Below are 16,061 nucleotides of genomic sequence, written 5' to 3'. Positions count from 1 at the left end.
GCACACCCCGCCCTCGGTGTGTCACACCACCGCCCGGGCCATTCTCGTAACCATCCCATCACGCAACGTAATGCCGGGCGTGGGGCCAGGCAGAGGAATCCGCGAAAGTACAACCGAAGGAACCCACCCATGACGCCGCCGTCGCAGAAGCCGCCCCTCCCCCACAGGACACGCCAGACAGGACGCCCCACAACGGCCAAGATCCAGGAGGCCGTCGATGCGCACGACGCCCTCGCCGCCGCACTGAGCGCCGCGGGAATCCAACTGCCCGCGATGGATGCGCGCACTCCGTGGCCGGACACAGAGGACGACGGCAGCGCACGGCCGGCCCCTTACGCTCTCGTGCACCTCGGCGTCTGCTCGCCCCCTGTTGCGCATGCCCTCGCTGCCGCGATCAGGGGTGGAGCGAGCGGGTGACCGACGACAGCGCCCCTCACGTCGGGACAGCCGTGCACGACGACGGCAGTGGCCGTGTGGGCCTGGTGATGGGCCACGAAGGGCCGTACCTCCAGCTCCGCCCACTCGGCGGTGGCCGCGAGTGGGACGCGGACCCGGACCGCCTACGGCCGCTCGGCCCGGCCGAGTTGCTGAGCGCCCGCGTCGCCGAGGCCAACGCCCGCAGCCGTACCGGCCTCGGACTCACCGACATACGGGGCGCCCCACGCACCGATCGGTCCGAGGACGATGCCCGATGACAGCACAGCGAAGCCCAACTGAGGACGCCTTCCCCAACTGCTTGCGTTGGGGGCGCGCACCCGACCGGCTATGTAGCCGCTGCGGCCGGCAGGCAAGGCCCGAATTGCTCCGGTGGACTGCACGGCCGCGACCTCCGGACAGCCGTCAACCGCCCAAAACCCACCGGGCCACCGCGATCGCGCTGAGGATCAGCGGCGGCGCCAGCCACCAGGGACCCATGGCACGGCGCACGGTGGGAGGGGCAAGGGTGACAAGCACCCCGAGCGCGCTGACCGCGATGGTGAGAAAGCACATCAACGTGATCGCGCCGTACGCGTCCTGGTCCCAGCTCCCGGAGGGGTGGGTGATCAGCGCTGTGTAGCAGCAGAAGGCAGCGATCGCGTAGATGATCGTCAGCGGCACCGCTATGACCCGTCGAAGGCAGCCACTGTCGTCTCCGGCCACGGGTGTGGCTTCGATCTGGTCGGACATCAGCGCAGCGCTTCCCTGGCGTTCTCGAGGTCGTTATTGAATCCCCGGCCATAATCCTGGGCCTGATCCCCTTCCCAGTAGGGGCCGCCGTTGTACCGCGCGGCAAGTCAAGTTCTTGGTACTGGGCGGACGTCATCTCCCCTGCCGGCACGTTGGCGAACTCACTCTCCGCCTTGAGTTGCGCCAGGTATTCGGACGCGATGAAGATGTTCTGCCCGGGGTCCTGGAGGGACTCTTCCACAACGGCGGGAAGCAGGTCGTAGGCCTGCTTCATTCCGTGTACGCATGGACGCGCGACACATTGGCGGAGCTGCCCCCATCCGGTGCTGTGCCATCGGTGCCGGGGCGGCGTCGTTCTTGCGCAGGCCCAGGATCACCACCGCCACCACCAGGCACCGTGACCGGCGCCAGGACTGCCGGCGCCGTGATCCCAGCGGGATCTACCATCTGGTCATGGGGAACAGGGAGTGGAGAGCGCTGATAGGCACGGTGAGTGCCGGTGCGCTGTGCTGGGGTGTGGCCGGCGCAGTGCACATGCGGTTCTTCTACCACAGCAATGGAGGGCGTGCCGGTGGGTGGAACCTTCCTGAGGGGGGCGGGTGGTACGAGTTCGCGATGACCGCTGGATTCATCGTGACGATGTACTCCGTTCCCGGTCTGCTGCGCCGGAGCGAGTGGTGGCCGGCCTTGAGCCTGAGCATCGGCGCCGCAGTGGGAGCAGTGTCGGTACTGACGTTGGGCCAAGGCCGGCGGTACTGGGTCGCCGCCTCGGTCATGACGCTCATGGGGGCCGCGGCCCCTCTGGTGAACAGGCTCTGGGGCCGGCACCACCCGATTCGGAGCCTCGTCGGAGCGCCCACGGATTGACCGTGTGGCCGGTGAGCCCGTGGGATCACCGGCCTGCCCGCGTCAGCCCACGGATACCGGCTGCTCCGAGGCCGCCTCGCCGCCCGGCAGCGGGTCACGCGAGCGGCGCTTGGCGATCACCGCGCAGACCATCAGCTGCATCTGGTGGAAGAGCATCAGCGGCAGCACCGCGAGACTCGCGTGCGCGCCGAACAGGACGCTGGCCATCGGCAGCCCGGCCGCCAGGCTCTTCTTCGACCCGGCGAACTGGATGGCGATCCGGTCCTCCCGCCCGAAGCCCAGCCGCTTCGCCCCGTACCAGCTGACCGCGAGCATGAGGGCCAGCAGCACGGCCTCGGCGCCGAGCAGCGCGCCGAGCCGGAGCGGGGTGACCTGGTGCCAGATCCCGGCCACCATGCCCTCGCTGAAGGCCGTGTAGACGACGAGCAGGATCGACCCGCGGTCGACGTACCCCAGCACCTTGCGGTGACGGCTGATGAAACCTCCGACCCAGCGGCGCAGCAGCTGCCCGGCGAGGAAGGGAACCAGCAGCTGGAGGACGATCTTCACCAGCGAGTCCGCGGAGAACCCTCCCCCGCTCCCGCCCAGCAGCACGGCCGCCAGCAGCGGCGTCAGCAGGATCCCGGCGATGCTGGAGAAGGAGCCGGCGCAGATGGCGGCCGGCACGTTGCCTCGGGCGATCGAGGTGAAGGCGATCGACGACTGGATGGTCGAGGGCACCAGGCACAGGAAGAGGAAGCCGTCCTGGAGCTGTGGGGTCAGCACGTACGGCACCAGACCGTGGCTTGCGAGCCCGAACAGCGGGAACACCACGAAGGTGCAGGCCAGGACGGTGAGGTGGAGCCTCCAGTGCTTCAGGCCGTCGAGCGCCTCGGCGGTCGAGAGACGCGCCCCGTAGAGGAAGAAGAGCAGGGCCACCGCGCCGGTCGACGCGCCGCCCGCCACGTCCGCGCCGGTCCCGGAGACGGGCAGCAGCGCCGCGAGTACCACCGTGCCGATCAGCGCCAGGATGTAGAGGTCGACCGGCAGCCAGGACGGCAGCGCGGGGATACGGCGGCTGGTGCGGCGGCTCATGTGCTCCGTGCTCTCTCGGTGGAATCGTGCCCTCCCCATCGTGCTCCTCATCCCCGCGATCGGGAATCCCGTACACCGCACTGACTGTCATCACAGTTCGCGATAGCCTCGGACCATGTACGACCCCGTCCAGCTCCGCACCTTCCTGGCCGTCGCCCAGACCCTGAGCTTCACGCAGGCGGCGCGCCGGCTCGGCGTCCGGCAGTCCACGGTCAGCCAGCACGTCCGCCGGCTGGAGTCCGAGGCCGGCCGCCAGCTGTTCGACCGGGACACGCACCGGGTCGATCTCACCGAGGACGGCGAGGCCATGCTCGGGTTCGCGCGGACGATCCTTCAGGCCAACGAGCGGGCGGCGGCGTTCTTCACCGGCACGAGGCTGCGCGGACGGCTGCGCTTCGGGGCCTCCGAGGACTTCGTGCTGACCCGCCTTCCGGAGATCCTGGAGTCCTTCCGGCGGGAGCACCCCGAGGTCGAGCTGGAGCTCACCGTGGAGCTGTCCGGGGCGCTGCACCGGCAGCTCGCGGCGGGCCGGCTCGACCTGGTGCTGGCCAAGCGCCGCGTCGGGGACGCCCACGGGGAGCTGGTCTGGCAGGACACCCTGGCCTGGATCGGCGCCCCGCAGCTGCGGATCGATCCCGAGCGTCCCCTCCCGCTGATCGCCTTCCCGCCTCCCGGCATCACCAGGGCGCGCGCCCTGGAGGTGCTGGAGGAGCACGGCAGGTCCTGGCGCTTCGCGTGTACGAGTGCGAGCCTGAGCGCACTCGTGGCGGCGGCCCGTGCCGGCCTGGGGGTGATGGCCCACACCCGGGGGCTCATCCCGCCGGGGCTCGTGCCGGTCCCGTCCCGGGCAGGTCTGCCGGAGCTCGGGGATGTGGACTTCGTGTTGCTGCACGGGCGCCGCAGGGACACCGCTCAGGAGGCGGCGGACGCCCTCGCGGCCGCGATCCTGGCGGGTGGCGACCGTCTTCACCGCGGTCCGGTCATGCCTTCGCACCCGGAATCGGCGTAAGCGCCGCGTACAGATTCGGTGGAGATTCCCGCCCCAGCTACTTACTCCGTGGTCAGAACTCCGCCCGAGCCTTGCCCATCTGGCCCGATTTCTACGGTTGGCATGGCCAGATGCCATGTTTCCGGAGACTTCGGACCCTCCCGCAGCCTCGTGCGGTGAGGTAGCGTCGCGGCGCCGTGCGGAGCGCCACAAGGAGCAGGTCATTGCGCGAGTTCACTGTCCCACCCATGGCCGCTGCCCCTCAAGTCGGCGGTCTTGCCGATACCGTCTTCGACCATGCGGAGGAAGACCCCCACCGGACGGCCCTCGGCCGCAAGGACGCGGAGGGCCGATGGCACGACGTGTCGGCGGCCACCTTCCGCGACGAGGTGCTCGCTCTCGCCAAGGGGCTGATCGCGCACGGCGTCAGGTTCGGCGACCGGGTCGCCCTGATGTCGCGCACGCGCTATGAGTGGACCCTCTTCGACTTCGCGCTCTGGGCGGTGGGAGCCCAGTCCGTGCCGATCTATCCGACGTCGTCGGCCGAGCAGGTCCTGTGGATGCTGCACGACGCCGAGGTCGCGGCCGTCATGGTCGAGCACGAGGACCACGCGATGACGATCGGCTCGGTGATAGACCGGCTGCCGAACCTGCGCAGACTCTGGCAGCTGGACGCCGACGTGGTGACCGAGCTCAACGAGGCCGGTGCGCTGATCGACGACGAGGTCGTCCACCGGCACCGCCGCGCGGTGACCCCCGACTCCGTGGCGACCGTGATCTACACCTCCGGTACGACGGGGCGCCCCAAGGGCTGCGTGATCACCCACTCCCACTTCATGTTCGAGGCCGACACCATGGTCGGCCGCTGGCATCCGGTGTTCCTCTCCAAGCCCGGCGAGGAGGCGGCGACGCTGCTCTTCCTGCCGCTCGCCCATGTCTTCGGCCGCATGGTGGAGATCGCGGCACTGCGCGGCCGGGTGAAGCTGGCGCACCAGCCGGAGCTGTCCGCGAAGGCCCTGATGCCGGACCTGGTGGCCTTCCGGCCCACCTTCATCCTCGCGGTGCCGTACATCTTCGAGAAGGTGTTCAACGGCGCACGGCGCAAGGCGGAGGCGGAGGGCCGCGCGGGGGCGTTCGACAAGGCCGTGGACATCGCGGTGAAGTACGCCGAGGCGATGGAGGAGCGGGCCTTCGGCACCGGCCCCGGACCGTCCGCCGGGCTGCGGATGCAGCACCAGTTCTTCGACAAGGTGGTCTACCGCAAGGTCCGCGACGCCATGGGCGGCCGGGTGCGGCACGCCATGTCGGGCGGCTCAGGGATGGACCGGCAGCTCGGGCTGTTCTTCGCGGGCGCGGGCGTCACGGTCTACGAGGGCTACGGGCTGACCGAGACGACGGCCGCGGCCACGGCCAATCCGCCCGAGCGCACCCGCTACGGCACCGTCGGCCAGCCGATCCCCGGCTCCACGGTGCACATCGCCAGGGACGGTGAGGTGTGGGTGCACGGCGCCAACGTCTTCTCCGGATACCTGGGTGACCCCAAGGCCACGGATGCCGTACTGCACGACGGGTGGCTGGCCACCGGTGACCTGGGCGCGCTCGACGAGGACGGTTATCTGACCATCACCGGGCGCAAGAAGGAGATCCTGGTGACCTCCGGGGGCAAGAGTGTGGCCCCGAGCGGCCTGGAGGAGCGGGTGCGCGCGCATCCGCTGGTGGCGCAGTGCATCGTCGTCGGCAACGACAGGCCCTACATCGCGGCCCTGGTCACCGTGGACCACGAGTCGGTGGAGCACTGGCTCGCGATGCAGGGCCGTACGCCGATGCGTCCCGCCGATCTGGTGCGTGACCCCGATCTGGAGATGGAGGTGCGCAGGGCCGTGGTGGCCGCGAACACGGCGGTGTCCCAGGCCGAGTCCATCCGCACCTTCCGCATACTGGCGCACCAGTTCACCGAGGAACACGGCCTGCTCACCCCGTCGCTCAAGCTGAAGCGCAAGGCGATCGAGACGGCGTACGCGGCCGAGGTCGACGCTCTCTACCGATGAGCCGGGACCTCTCCTGACGGCTCGTCAGAGGTGCACTCTTTCTCCGGTTCACCGGATCGGGGCAGGTGGGAATGGTTAGGCTTTTCCGATCGTTCCCTCTGGGAGTACCCACCCACAACGTAAGGATCGACCGCTCGTGAGCCAGGTCCCCACCATCACCCTCAACAACGGCCTCGAGATGCCGCAGCTCGGCTTCGGTGTCTGGCAGGTGCCTGACGACGAGGCCACGACGGCCGTGGCCACGGCCCTGGAGGCCGGGTACCGGAGCATCGACACCGCCGCGGTCTACGGGAACGAGGCGGGCACCGGCAAGGGCCTCGCCACCTCGGGTGTGGCCCGCGAGGAGCTGTTCGTCACGACCAAGCTGTGGAACAGCGAGCAGGGCTACGACTCGACGCTGCGCGCGTTCGACGTGTCGCTGGACAAGCTGGGCCTCGACTACGTCGACCTCTACCTCATCCACTGGCCGACGCCGGCCAAGGACGCGTACGTCGACACGTACAAGGCCTTCGAGCGGATCCTCGCCGACGGCCGCGCGAAGGCCATCGGTGTGTCGAACTTCCTCCCGGAACATCTGGAGCGCCTGATGGGCGAGACCTCCGTCGTTCCCGCGGTCAACCAGATCGAGCTGCACCCGCAGCTCCAGCAAGCCGAGTCGCGCGCCGTCCACGCCGAGCACGGCATCGTCACCGAGGCCTGGTCGCCGCTGGGCTCGGGCAAGGGCCTCCTGGAGGTCCCGACGGTGGTCGCCGTCGCGCACAAGCACGGCCGGAGCCCCGCGCAGACGGTGCTCCGCTGGCACCTGCAGACGGGCCACGTGGTGATCCCCAAGTCCGTGACGCCGTCGCGGATCGCGGAGAACATCGACGTGTTCGACTTCGAGCTGGACGCCGACGACCTCGCCGCGTTCGCCGCGCTCGACGAGGGCAAGCGCATCGGATCCCACCCGGCCGAGATGAACGTCGGCGCCTGACCCCCGCTTCTCCCCGGCGCCCCCACCGCTGTACCTCCGGTGGGGGCGCCGGTGTGTGTCCGTGCGTCTGTGTCGGCGCCTCCGTGCCCTCACGTCTGTGTTCGCGCGTCCAGGAGAGCTGTGCGGGAGAAACGCGGTGGAACCGCGCCGACCGGGCTGGTTAAGGTCGCCGGATGAGTACTCGCACCTTCCGCATCACGGTCCGCGGCGTCTTCGACGGGCTCAGCCCCGCCCAGCGGGCCGAGCTCCTGTCCCGTGCCGCGGAGCATGACGTCCTGCGCGCGGCCTTCACGCCTGAGGGACACCTGAGCTACGACCTGGCCGCCCGCTCGGCCTTCACTTTCCGTTTCCAGGACTCGGGCGATGAGGAAGAAGACATCCTGGAGGCGACCGAACGCGCCGAGAACGCTGCGAGGGCGTGGCTGGCGGAACGCGGCTACGGCCACAAGAACCTCAGGAGCAGCGCCGAGGACCTCTCCCAGGCGCCCCTCGGCAAACGGCAGCGCCGCGCCGCGGCCGGGAAGGACGCCTGATCCTCCTGCCTCAGGCACCGGGGCGGCGTGGGGACCGGACGCCGGCCCCCACGCACCGGTTCAGCGGCGGGTCAGCCGCAGCGTCACCAGCTCGAACGGGCGCAGTGACAGGCTCGCACCCTCCTCGGTGAGTACGGGCGCCGGCACGTCGTCCAGCGGCCGCTCCAGCAGGTCGGTGACCGCGACGCCTGCCGCGTCGAACCCGGTGGCGAGGCGGACCCGGGCCCGGCCTCCGGTGGACTCGTAGAGACGGACGACGAGGTCACCGCTCGCGTCGTCGGCCAGCTTGACCGCGCTGACGACGACGGCGTCGTTGTCGACGGTCACCAGCGGGGCGACCTCGCGCTCTCCGGTGACTCGGCGCTCGGGCAGATTGATGCGGAAGCCCTCACGCACCGCGTCGCCGATCGCCGCGCCCGGCGCGAGGGCGTGCCGGAAGCGGTGCACGCCCTGGTCGGTCTCCGGGTCGGGGAACCGGGGGGCGCGCAGCAGCGAGACGCGCACCGTGGTGGTGGTGCCCGCGTCGGACGCGCGCACCGTGCGGGTCACATCGTGCCCGTACGTCGAGTCGTTGACGAGTGCCACGCCCCAGCCCGGCTCCTCCACGTGGACGAACCGGTGGTTGCACGCCTCGAACTTGGCCGCCTCCCAGCTGGTGTTGGTGTGGGTGGCCCGGTAGAAGTGCCCGAACTGGGTCTCGGAGGCGTAGCGCTCGGCGTGCACGTCCAGCGGGAACGAGGCCTTGAGGAACTTCTCCGTCTCGTGCCAGTCGACCTCGGTGTCGATGTCGAGGCGTTTGGCACCGGAGGTGAGGGTCAGCAGCTGGGTCACCTTCGAGGTACCGAAGCTCCGTACGATCCGGACACCGACCGTGCCTTCGCCCTCGACCGGGGTGAGCTCGTCGAGGTCCGTGAGGTCGGTGACGGTGTTCCGGTAGAACGCGTCGACGTCCCAGGCGTCCCACATGTTCGGGAAGTCGGGGTGGATCTGGAGGAGGTTGGCCGCCTGCCCCGGTGCGACGGTCTCGCGCTCGGCACCGATGTCGTACGCCGAGACGACCAGGCCCCTCGCGTCGATCTCGACCTGGAGGAGTCCGTTGTCGAGCACGAAGCCGCCGTCCTCGCGCGGGGCCAGCTGTCCCTCGCTGCCGGGGTGCGCGGCACCGGCCGCACCCGCCTCCACCCCGGCACGGGTGTGCGGGGCGGAGTTGAAGACGAGCTCGCGCCCTGCGGAGGGGTCGCCCGCCAGTGCGCGCTGGGCGGCGTCCACGATGCCGTTCAGCTCCTCGGCGACGGCCGCATAGGTCTTCTCGGCCTCGCGGTGCACCCACGCGATCGAAGACCCCGGCAGGATGTCGTGGAACTGGTGGAGCAGCACCGTCTTCCAGATCCGGTCCAACTGCTCGTACGGGTAGGCGAAGCCGGCCTGGACGGCCGCGGTCGCGGCCCACAGCTCGGCCTCCCGCAGCAGGTGTTCGCTCCGGCGGTTGCCCTGCTTGGTCTTCGCCTGGCTGGTGAGTGTGGCGCGGTGGAGCTCCAGGTACAGCTCGCCGACCCACACCGGCGCGTCCGGGTACTCGGCCTCGGCCTTGGTGAAGAAGTCGGCGGGCTTCTCCCACTCGACGGTGGCCGAGCCTTCCAGGCTCCGCATCCGGCCGGCCTTGGCGATCATCTCGCGGGTCGTACCGCCGCCGCCGTCACCCCAGCCGGTGGGAGCGAGCGAGTGACGGGCGACCCCCTTGTCCTTGAAGTTGTCGGCCGCGTGGGCGATCTCGCTGCCCTTCATGGAGCAGTTGTACGTGTCGACCGGCGGGAAGTGGGTGAAGATCCGCGTACCGTCGATGCCTTCCCAACGGAAGGTGTGGTGCGGGAACTTGTTGGTCTGGCTCCACGAGATCTTCTGGGTGAGCAGCCACTTGGAGCCGGCGGCCTTGATGATCTGGGGCAGGCCGGCGGCGAAGCCGAACGTGTCGGGCAGCCACGCCTCGTCGTTCTCGATGCCGAACTCGTCGAGGAAGAAGCGCTTGCCGTGCACGAACTGACGGGCCATCGCCTCTGAGCCGGGCATGTTGGTGTCGGACTCGACCCACATGCCGCCGGAGGGCACGAACCTGCCTTCCGCGACGGCCTTCTTGACCTTGGCGTAGACCTCGGGCCGGTGTTCCTTGATCCAGGCGAACTGCTGTGCCTGGGACATCGCGAAGACGAAGTCCGGTTCGTCCTCCAGCAGGGCCGTCATGTTGGACGTCGTCCGCGCCACCTTGCGGACGGTCTCGCGCAGCGGCCACAGCCAGGCGGAGTCGATGTGGGCGTGTCCCACCGCGCTGATGCGGTGTGCGGACGGCTGCGCGGGGGTGGCGAGCACCTCGGCCAGCTCCGCACGGGCGGCCGCCGCGGTTCCGTTGACGTCCTGGAGGTCGACCGCGTCGAGCGCCCGGCCGACGGCGCGCAGGATGTCCCAGCGGCGGGCTCCCTCGACGGGCAGCTCGGCCATCAGCTCCCCGAGCACCTCCAGGTCCTGGACGAGGTTCCACACGTGCTCGTCGAAGACGGCGAGGTCCATCCGGGCGAGGGTGTACTGGAGCTCGCTGCCGGCGGTCTCCTTGTCACCCAGCTGCGTGGGCAGGAAGGGGTGGTAGTCCAGGATGACGGGGTTGGAGGCGGCCTCGACGTGAAGCAGGACCTCTTCGCCTCCCGCGACGGGAGCCCCCACACGCACCCACTGGTTACGCGGGTTGAGGCCCTTCACCGGGGTGCCGTCGGGCCGGTACACCAGGCCCTCGCACTGGAAGCCCGGCATGTTCTCGTCGAAGCCCAGGTCGAGGAGCGCCTCGACGGTGCGGCCCGCCCAGTGCGCGGGGACCGTACCGGAGACGCGGAACCAGCAGGTGCTCCACGGGGCGCCCCACCGGTCGCCTACCGCGATGGGCTCGACGGGGCCGGCCAGGCCCTCGGCGACGGGGACGGGCTCTCCCGGGGCGTTCCAGACGGCGACGTCCAGTGGTACGGACTCCGGGTACACGGCGGGGCGGATGCGTTCGTCCAGGACACGCTTCAGACGGGCTTCCACCAGGCTGCGGTCGTCGTGCATGAGGGTGACTCCGTTGTGATGTGGGTGCGGGTGGGGGCGGATTACCAGCGGTGCGCGGCGACTGCGGCGCCGGACAGGTCGTAGAGCTCGTCGACGGCCCGGACCTGGAAGCGCGCGGACCTCTCGCCCGCCTCCCTGCGGATGCCGGACAGGAAGAAGGCGGTCTGGCAGGTGCCTCCGAGGAAGCGCAGGGTGCCGTCGGGGAGGATCCGGTGCACTTCGTAGTGACGCACCGGGCCCGGTGCTCGGTGCCAGCGCAGGCGCAGCTCCGAGCCGTCGGCGGCGGCGTCGGTGATGCGCAGTGCGGTCGGCGGGTGCGGCTTCCTGACGGTATCGCGTACGGCCAGCGCACCGAGCCGCCACCGCACCGCGCCCGCGCCTGTGCCTCTGAGCCGGACGCCCAGTGCGTGGGCCATGCCACCGAGGGAGCCCAGCCGCAGCGTCGCGGTGGTCCAGCCAACCGCGCCGGGCCTCAGCTCTCCGGCCGGCACATAGGTGTAGGCGAACGGGTCGCCCGCCCGGTCCGGTTCGTGCGGGGCCACGGCCAGTTCCACGGTGACCGGACCGGAATCCGGATCGATGCGGTGGGTGAGTTCGACGACCGTACGCCGGGAGAGCGGCAGCCGGGTCCCGAACAGCTCGACGGTGGCCGGGGCCTCCAGGTCACCGTCGACCAGGAGACTGCTTCCACCACGCCAGGCGTCGGCGAAGTCGAAGGCGACGGAGGGCCTGCTTCCCTCGGTGCGGACGACCCAGCGGCGTGCCGGGAGCCGGTCCTGGAGCCCCAGGTGGTTCCACGCGGCGTCCGAGACCGGCCGCCCGTTCTCGTACCACCGCAGACCGTGCCCGGTGTTGAAGGTGGTGGCGAACGGAAGCCGGTCGACCGTCGAGCGGTCGGCGAGCACCGCCGCCGGGGCCCGCCACTCCTCCTTGGGCCCCGGCCTGGCGGGGTCGAGCGAGCTGCCGGTCCAGAACCGCTGGTCGGCGGCGTGGAACTGACCGGGCGTGCGGTCCTCGGGAAGGTGGTTCAGCGTCCATTCGGGGCGGTAGAAGCCGTACGACACGGTGTGCGGGCGGTCGGTGGGGACGATCGCGTCCCAGTCGACCACCTTGTTCCACCCGGTGGACTCGACGTCCACCCCGGCCCACAGGTCGTAGCGGCTGCGTCCGATGGCGTCGGCCCGCTCACCGGACGCGGTGAGGGTGTCCGGGGTCCAGCGGAAGTCGACGAACATCGTGTCCGCCTGCTGGAACAGCGCGGTGTTCTCCTCGTTGAGGGCGCCCTGCCAGCCGACCTGGCCGCTGACCGTCATGGCGTCGTACCAGGTGGTGCGGAGCCCGGCGGCCTTCCCGCGTTTCCGCAGGTCGGTGACGAACGCCAGCATGTCGGCCCCCAGTTCGGCGTCCCCGCCCTCGGTCTCGGCGTTGAGGAACCAGCCGTCGAAGCCGTACACGGTGGCGACCTCCACCAGCTTCGCGGCCAGGGGGAAGCGTCCTGCGGCATCCCGCTGCACGAGGTCGCGGGTCCAGCGGAGGTCACCGCCGTGGTGGACCGGAGGGAGGAAGACGGTGCCGAGTACGGGCACGCCGTTGCGGTGGGCCGCGTCCACGACCGGCGCGTTGGGCGCGAGGATCAGCCCCTCGCCGGCCGAGCCGCCCCAGAAGACGAGTTCGTCGAGGTAGGCCCACTGGCTCAGCGCGTAGTGGTCGGCGGTGGCCGAACCCTGGGAAGGGTTGCCCGCGGTGTGCCCGAAGGCGACCAACGAGGTGTTGCGTGCCTGACCGGTCCGGGCGGTGGTGTTGACCGGAACGGGGGTGAAGCGGTCGGCGAGCGGAACGGTCGCGGTGTTGAACGCGAGGTCCCGGTCGTCCTCGGCACGCCAGCTCTTCAGGCTGCGCCAGGTGACACCGTCCCCGGGGGTGCCGGTGGGCAGCGAGTCGGGAAACCAGTACGAGGCGTAGGGCTGGAGCTCTCCAGGGGCGGCGGCGGTGGCGGCCGCGGCCTGCCCGGGGAACGCGGGGGCGAGAAGAGCGGCCGCGGTAGCGGCGCCCGCGAGGACGACGGTGCGCCGGCTGGGGGCGGCGGGGCGTGGGTGAGGCTGGGTCATGGTCTGCTCCGTATCGTGCGAGGTGCGATTCCGGTGCTGGGTGAGGCGGCGTACCTCAGCGGGTCACAGGACCTGGCCGGGGGTGACGACCTCGGTGATACCGCGGCCGGCGAGGTGGTGGCGGTCCTCGGCACGGCTCGCGAGGACCGTGGTGGGGCGGGCACCGTCCGCGGTGAGCCGGGCGAACGCCTCGAAGACCGCGCCGCCGGGCGCGCACACCGACCGGCGGGGCGCCGTGTCGTCGTCGCCGCTGTCGACGACGAGCGCGGTGGTCCGGGGCGCGGGGCGGTGGGCGGCCGCACGCTGCTCCTCGACCATCCTGGCGATGGCCTGCCCGGCGGGCTTGACCTGCCGGTCGTTGGTGAGCAGTCCGAGGCCGTATTCCAGTTCGGGGAAGTCGGCCAGGGAGCGTGAGACGTCGTGGGAGCACCACCAGGTGACTCCCCAGACGTCCTCGCAGTCCAGGGCGTTGGCGACGGTCGCCTCCGTGAACGAGGCGGCGTGGCCGGCGGGGATCAGGGGCGCGGGAGCGCCCACCTCCTGGAGCCACACAGGCCGGTGGGGGTCCTGCGCCCACGCCTTGGAGAGTTCGATCAGGTACGCCGCGTGGTGCTCGGTCGCCGTGCCGTCACGTCCGTGGCGCTGGGCGGTGCCGTTGAAGACCCAGGAGTGGACGGCGGTGACCGCACCGATCCGGGCCGCGTGCGCCGGGGTGAAGGCGTGGTCGTCCTGGTACCAGGACGCGTCGTACTCCGCGTGCAGATGGAGCTTCCCGGGGGCGCCCTCCTCGCACGCGTCGAGCAGGGTCCGCAGCCAGTCGGCGGCCTGGCCGGGTGTGATGGGGTCGGGGTCGGGGTGCGGGCTTCCGGAGAACTGGTTGATCTCGTTGCCGAGGGTCATGCCGATGAAGTTGGGCCGGTCGGCGAGGGCTGCGGCGAGGGTCCGCAGGTATGCGGCCTGGCCGGCCACGACGTCCGGGTCGGTGAACAGGTTGCGGCGGTGCCAGGTCTGCGTCCAGGCGGGCAGGAAGTCGAAGCTCGACAGGTGCCCCTGCAGCCCGTCCACATTGACGTCGAGGCCGCGTTCGGCCGCGGCGTCGGCCAGCTCGACGAGCTGCTCGACGGCGCGCGGGCGGATCAGCGTGCGGTTGGGCTGGAAGAGGGGCCAGAGCGGGAAGACGCGGATGTGGTCGAGGCCGAGACCGGCGATCGAGTCCAGGTCGGCGCGCACGGCGTCGAGGTCGAAGTCCAGCCAGTGGTGGAACCAGCCCTGGCTGGGCGTGTAGTTGGCGCCGAAACGCGGCACGGTGGAGCTCATGGGAAGGGGTGATCCTGGTTCTGTGGTGGGGGGCGGTGGACGGTCAGCCCTTGACGGCGCCTTCGCCGACTCCCCGGAAGAAGAAGCGCTGCAGACAGGCGAAGAGCGCGATGAGCGGGGCCACGGCGATGATCGTGCCCGCCGCGACGAGCCGTTCGTCGTTGGCGAAGGTGCCGTGCAGGTAGTTCAGCCCGATGGTCAGGGTGAAGTTCTCCGGGTCGCTGAGCACGATCAGGGGCCACAGGAAGTCGTCCCAGGCGCCCATGAAGGCGAAGATCGCGACGACGGCGAGGGTGCCCTTGACCGAGGGCAGCGCGATCCGCAGGAAGCGCTGCCAGACGTTGGCGCCGTCGACGAACGCGGCCTCCTCCACCTCCTGCGGGAGGTTCAGGAACGCGTTGCGCATCAGCAGGACGTTCATCGCTCCGATGGAGCCCGGCAGGAGCACCCCGAGGAGGGTGTTGTTCAGACCGAGATCACGCATGGTGGTGAACTGGGCGATGATGATGCCCTCCACGGGGACCAGCATGGCGAGGATGAACGCCAGGGTCGCGGCCCGGCGCCCCCGGTAGCGCAGCCTGGCCAGCGCGTAGCCGGCCAGGGCGGCGCCCACACAGTTGGTCACCACGTTGGCGGAGGCGACCTTCAGGGAGTTCAGCGCGTACTCCCAGACCGGGATGGTGTCGGCTACCCGGGTGTAGTTGTCCAAGGTCGGGTCGCTGGGGAAGAACTTCGGCGGGGAGCTGAAGATGTCCTCGCCCGGGCCCTTGAGGGAGGTCGAGAGCTGCCACAGGAACGGCCCGACGGTCAGGGCCAGCACGAGGAGCAGCAGGACGTAGCGCAGGACGAGCTGCCAGGCCGGGATGCGGCGCCCCTCGGCGTCCGTGGTCCTCAGGATGCTCACGCGTCCTCCCTGCGGTCGGCGCGGAGCACCAGCAGCATCAGCCCGACGGTGACGACGAAGATGACGACCGAGATCGCGGAGGCGTAACCGACGCGTCCGGTCAGGCCGGTGCCGACCCGCTGGACGAGCATCACCAGCGTGGTGTCCTCACCGGCCGGACCGCCCGAGGGGCCGGCCATCAGGTAGACCTCGGAGAAGACCTTGAAGGCCGAGACCGAGGCGAGCGCCGCCACCAGCACCATGGTCGAGCGGACGGCGGGAACGGTGACGGTGAAGAAGCGGCGTACCGCTCCGGCGCCGTCCACGGACGCGGCCTCGTGCAGCTCCCGTGGCACGTTCGCCAGGGCCGCCAGGTAGATGATCATGTAGTAGCCGAGGCCCTTCCAGACCGTGACCGTCATCGCGCTCAGCAGCAGCAGCCACTGGTCGCTGAGGAAGCCGACCTTGCCGATGCCGACCGCCTCCAGCAGGGAGTTGATCAGCCCGCGGTCGTCGAGCATCCACACCCAGATCAGACCGACGACCACGATGGAGGCCACGACGGGGGTGTAGAAGGCGGAGCGGAAGAAGGTGATGCCCGGGATATGCCGTTGGACGAGCATCGCGAGCAGCAGCGGGAGGATCACGAGCGCGGGTACGACCCCGAGGACGTAGAGCGTGCTGTTGCGGAGGCCGATCCAGAACATCTCGTCGTGCAGCAACTCCTGGAAGTTGTCCAGGCCGACGAATGTGCCGGGCACCAGCGTCCGGCGGTCGGTGAAGGCGTTGACCAGGGTGCTGAAGAACGGGTACAGGCTGAAGGCGCCGACGACCAGCAGTCCGGGTGCCGCGAACAGCCATGGACTCAGCGGTAGATGGCGGCTGATCCGGCGAACCGGCCGGCCGCCGCCGGGGGCCGCGGACCCGCTCGCCGCCGGGGCGGTTCGGGGCCCGGGGAAGCCGTCGGCCGTCGCACGCGTGACGGCGGAGGGGGTGACAGGGGTCTTCATCAG

General features: G+C 70.4%; 14 protein-coding genes. 7 read left to right on the top strand and 7 right to left on the bottom strand.

Annotated features, from left to right (window positions below):
• The first annotated feature begins 129 nt into the window (after positions 1-129).
• Together OG379_RS32410 and OG379_RS32405 are read left to right on the top strand one after the other, a co-directional pair.
• On the top strand, positions 130-417 hold the full coding sequence (locus OG379_RS32410; RefSeq protein WP_405666652.1) for a hypothetical protein: 288 nt from the start codon (positions 130-132) through the stop codon (positions 415-417).
• Positions 414-695, top strand: coding sequence for a hypothetical protein (locus tag OG379_RS32405; protein ID WP_405666650.1), 282 nt, complete (start codon positions 414-416; stop codon positions 693-695). Before OG379_RS32410 ends, OG379_RS32405 begins: the two co-directional genes overlap by 4 nt.
• Before the next feature lie 145 nt (positions 696-840).
• On the opposite strand, the gene OG379_RS32400 is transcribed toward OG379_RS32405, so the two are convergent.
• Entirely contained in the window at positions 841-1,167 is a 327-nt protein-coding gene (locus OG379_RS32400) for a hypothetical protein (RefSeq protein ID WP_405666649.1), read from the bottom strand.
• 453 nt (positions 1,168-1,620) lie between these two features.
• On the opposite strand from OG379_RS32400, the gene OG379_RS32395 reads away from it, so the two are divergent.
• Positions 1,621-2,034, top strand: a complete 414-nt coding sequence (locus OG379_RS32395) for a hypothetical protein (RefSeq protein ID WP_405666648.1) — start codon at positions 1,621-1,623, stop codon at positions 2,032-2,034.
• A gap of 42 nt (positions 2,035-2,076) precedes the next feature.
• Here the strand turns inward: OG379_RS32395 and OG379_RS32390 are convergent, their stop codons facing one another.
• On the bottom strand, positions 2,077-3,108 hold the full coding sequence (locus OG379_RS32390; RefSeq protein ID WP_405666647.1) for a bile acid:sodium symporter family protein: 1,032 nt from the start codon (positions 3,106-3,108) through the stop codon (positions 2,077-2,079).
• 115 nt (positions 3,109-3,223) lie between these two features.
• Between OG379_RS32390 and OG379_RS32385 the strand changes: the two genes are divergently transcribed.
• The 4 genes from OG379_RS32385 to OG379_RS32370 all read left to right on the top strand — a co-directional run bounded on the left by OG379_RS32385 (position 3,224) and on the right by OG379_RS32370 (position 7,650).
• Positions 3,224-4,117 (top strand): LysR substrate-binding domain-containing protein, encoded by an 894-nt coding sequence (locus tag OG379_RS32385; RefSeq protein WP_405666646.1) that lies wholly within the window; start codon positions 3,224-3,226, stop codon positions 4,115-4,117.
• Between the two features lie 227 nt (positions 4,118-4,344).
• The gene (locus OG379_RS32380; RefSeq protein ID WP_405666645.1) at positions 4,345-6,144 is read left to right on the top strand and encodes an AMP-dependent synthetase/ligase; all 1,800 of its coding nucleotides are present in this window, start codon (positions 4,345-4,347) and stop codon (positions 6,142-6,144) included.
• 136 nt (positions 6,145-6,280) lie between these two features.
• Complete coding sequence (locus OG379_RS32375; RefSeq protein WP_393760709.1) at positions 6,281-7,117, top strand: aldo/keto reductase; 837 nt, start codon at positions 6,281-6,283, stop codon at positions 7,115-7,117.
• Between the two features lie 173 nt (positions 7,118-7,290).
• Positions 7,291-7,650: a DUF6204 family protein gene (locus OG379_RS32370; protein WP_405666644.1), complete on the top strand. Its 360-nt coding sequence runs from the start codon at positions 7,291-7,293 to the stop codon at positions 7,648-7,650.
• Between the two features lie 60 nt (positions 7,651-7,710).
• On the opposite strand, the gene OG379_RS32365 is transcribed toward OG379_RS32370, so the two are convergent.
• The 5 genes from OG379_RS32365 to OG379_RS32345 form a co-directional block, all read right to left on the bottom strand.
• Positions 7,711-10,740 (bottom strand): alpha-mannosidase, encoded by a 3,030-nt coding sequence (locus tag OG379_RS32365; protein WP_405666642.1) that lies wholly within the window; start codon positions 10,738-10,740, stop codon positions 7,711-7,713.
• Between the two features lie 41 nt (positions 10,741-10,781).
• Positions 10,782-12,848: an endo-beta-N-acetylglucosaminidase gene (locus tag OG379_RS32360; protein ID WP_405666640.1), complete on the bottom strand. Its 2,067-nt coding sequence runs from the start codon at positions 12,846-12,848 to the stop codon at positions 10,782-10,784.
• A gap of 63 nt (positions 12,849-12,911) precedes the next feature.
• Positions 12,912-14,165, bottom strand: coding sequence for a glycosyl hydrolase (locus tag OG379_RS32355; RefSeq protein WP_393760717.1), 1,254 nt, complete (start codon positions 14,163-14,165; stop codon positions 12,912-12,914).
• Between the two features lie 43 nt (positions 14,166-14,208).
• Positions 14,209-15,069 (bottom strand): carbohydrate ABC transporter permease, encoded by an 861-nt coding sequence (locus OG379_RS32350; RefSeq protein WP_405666638.1) that lies wholly within the window; start codon positions 15,067-15,069, stop codon positions 14,209-14,211.
• Entirely contained in the window at positions 15,066-16,058 is a 993-nt protein-coding gene (locus tag OG379_RS32345; protein ID WP_405666636.1) for a carbohydrate ABC transporter permease, read from the bottom strand. The genes OG379_RS32350 and OG379_RS32345 overlap by 4 nt, the downstream gene beginning before the upstream one ends.
• Positions 16,059-16,061: the final 3 nt, after the last annotated feature.

The organism is Streptomyces sp. NBC_01166, assembly GCF_045039765.1.
Classification (GTDB): domain Bacteria; phylum Actinomycetota; class Actinomycetes; order Streptomycetales; family Streptomycetaceae; genus Streptomyces.
Note: the sequence above shows the minus strand (reverse complement) of the source record. Positions and strands in the feature narration are given on the sequence as shown.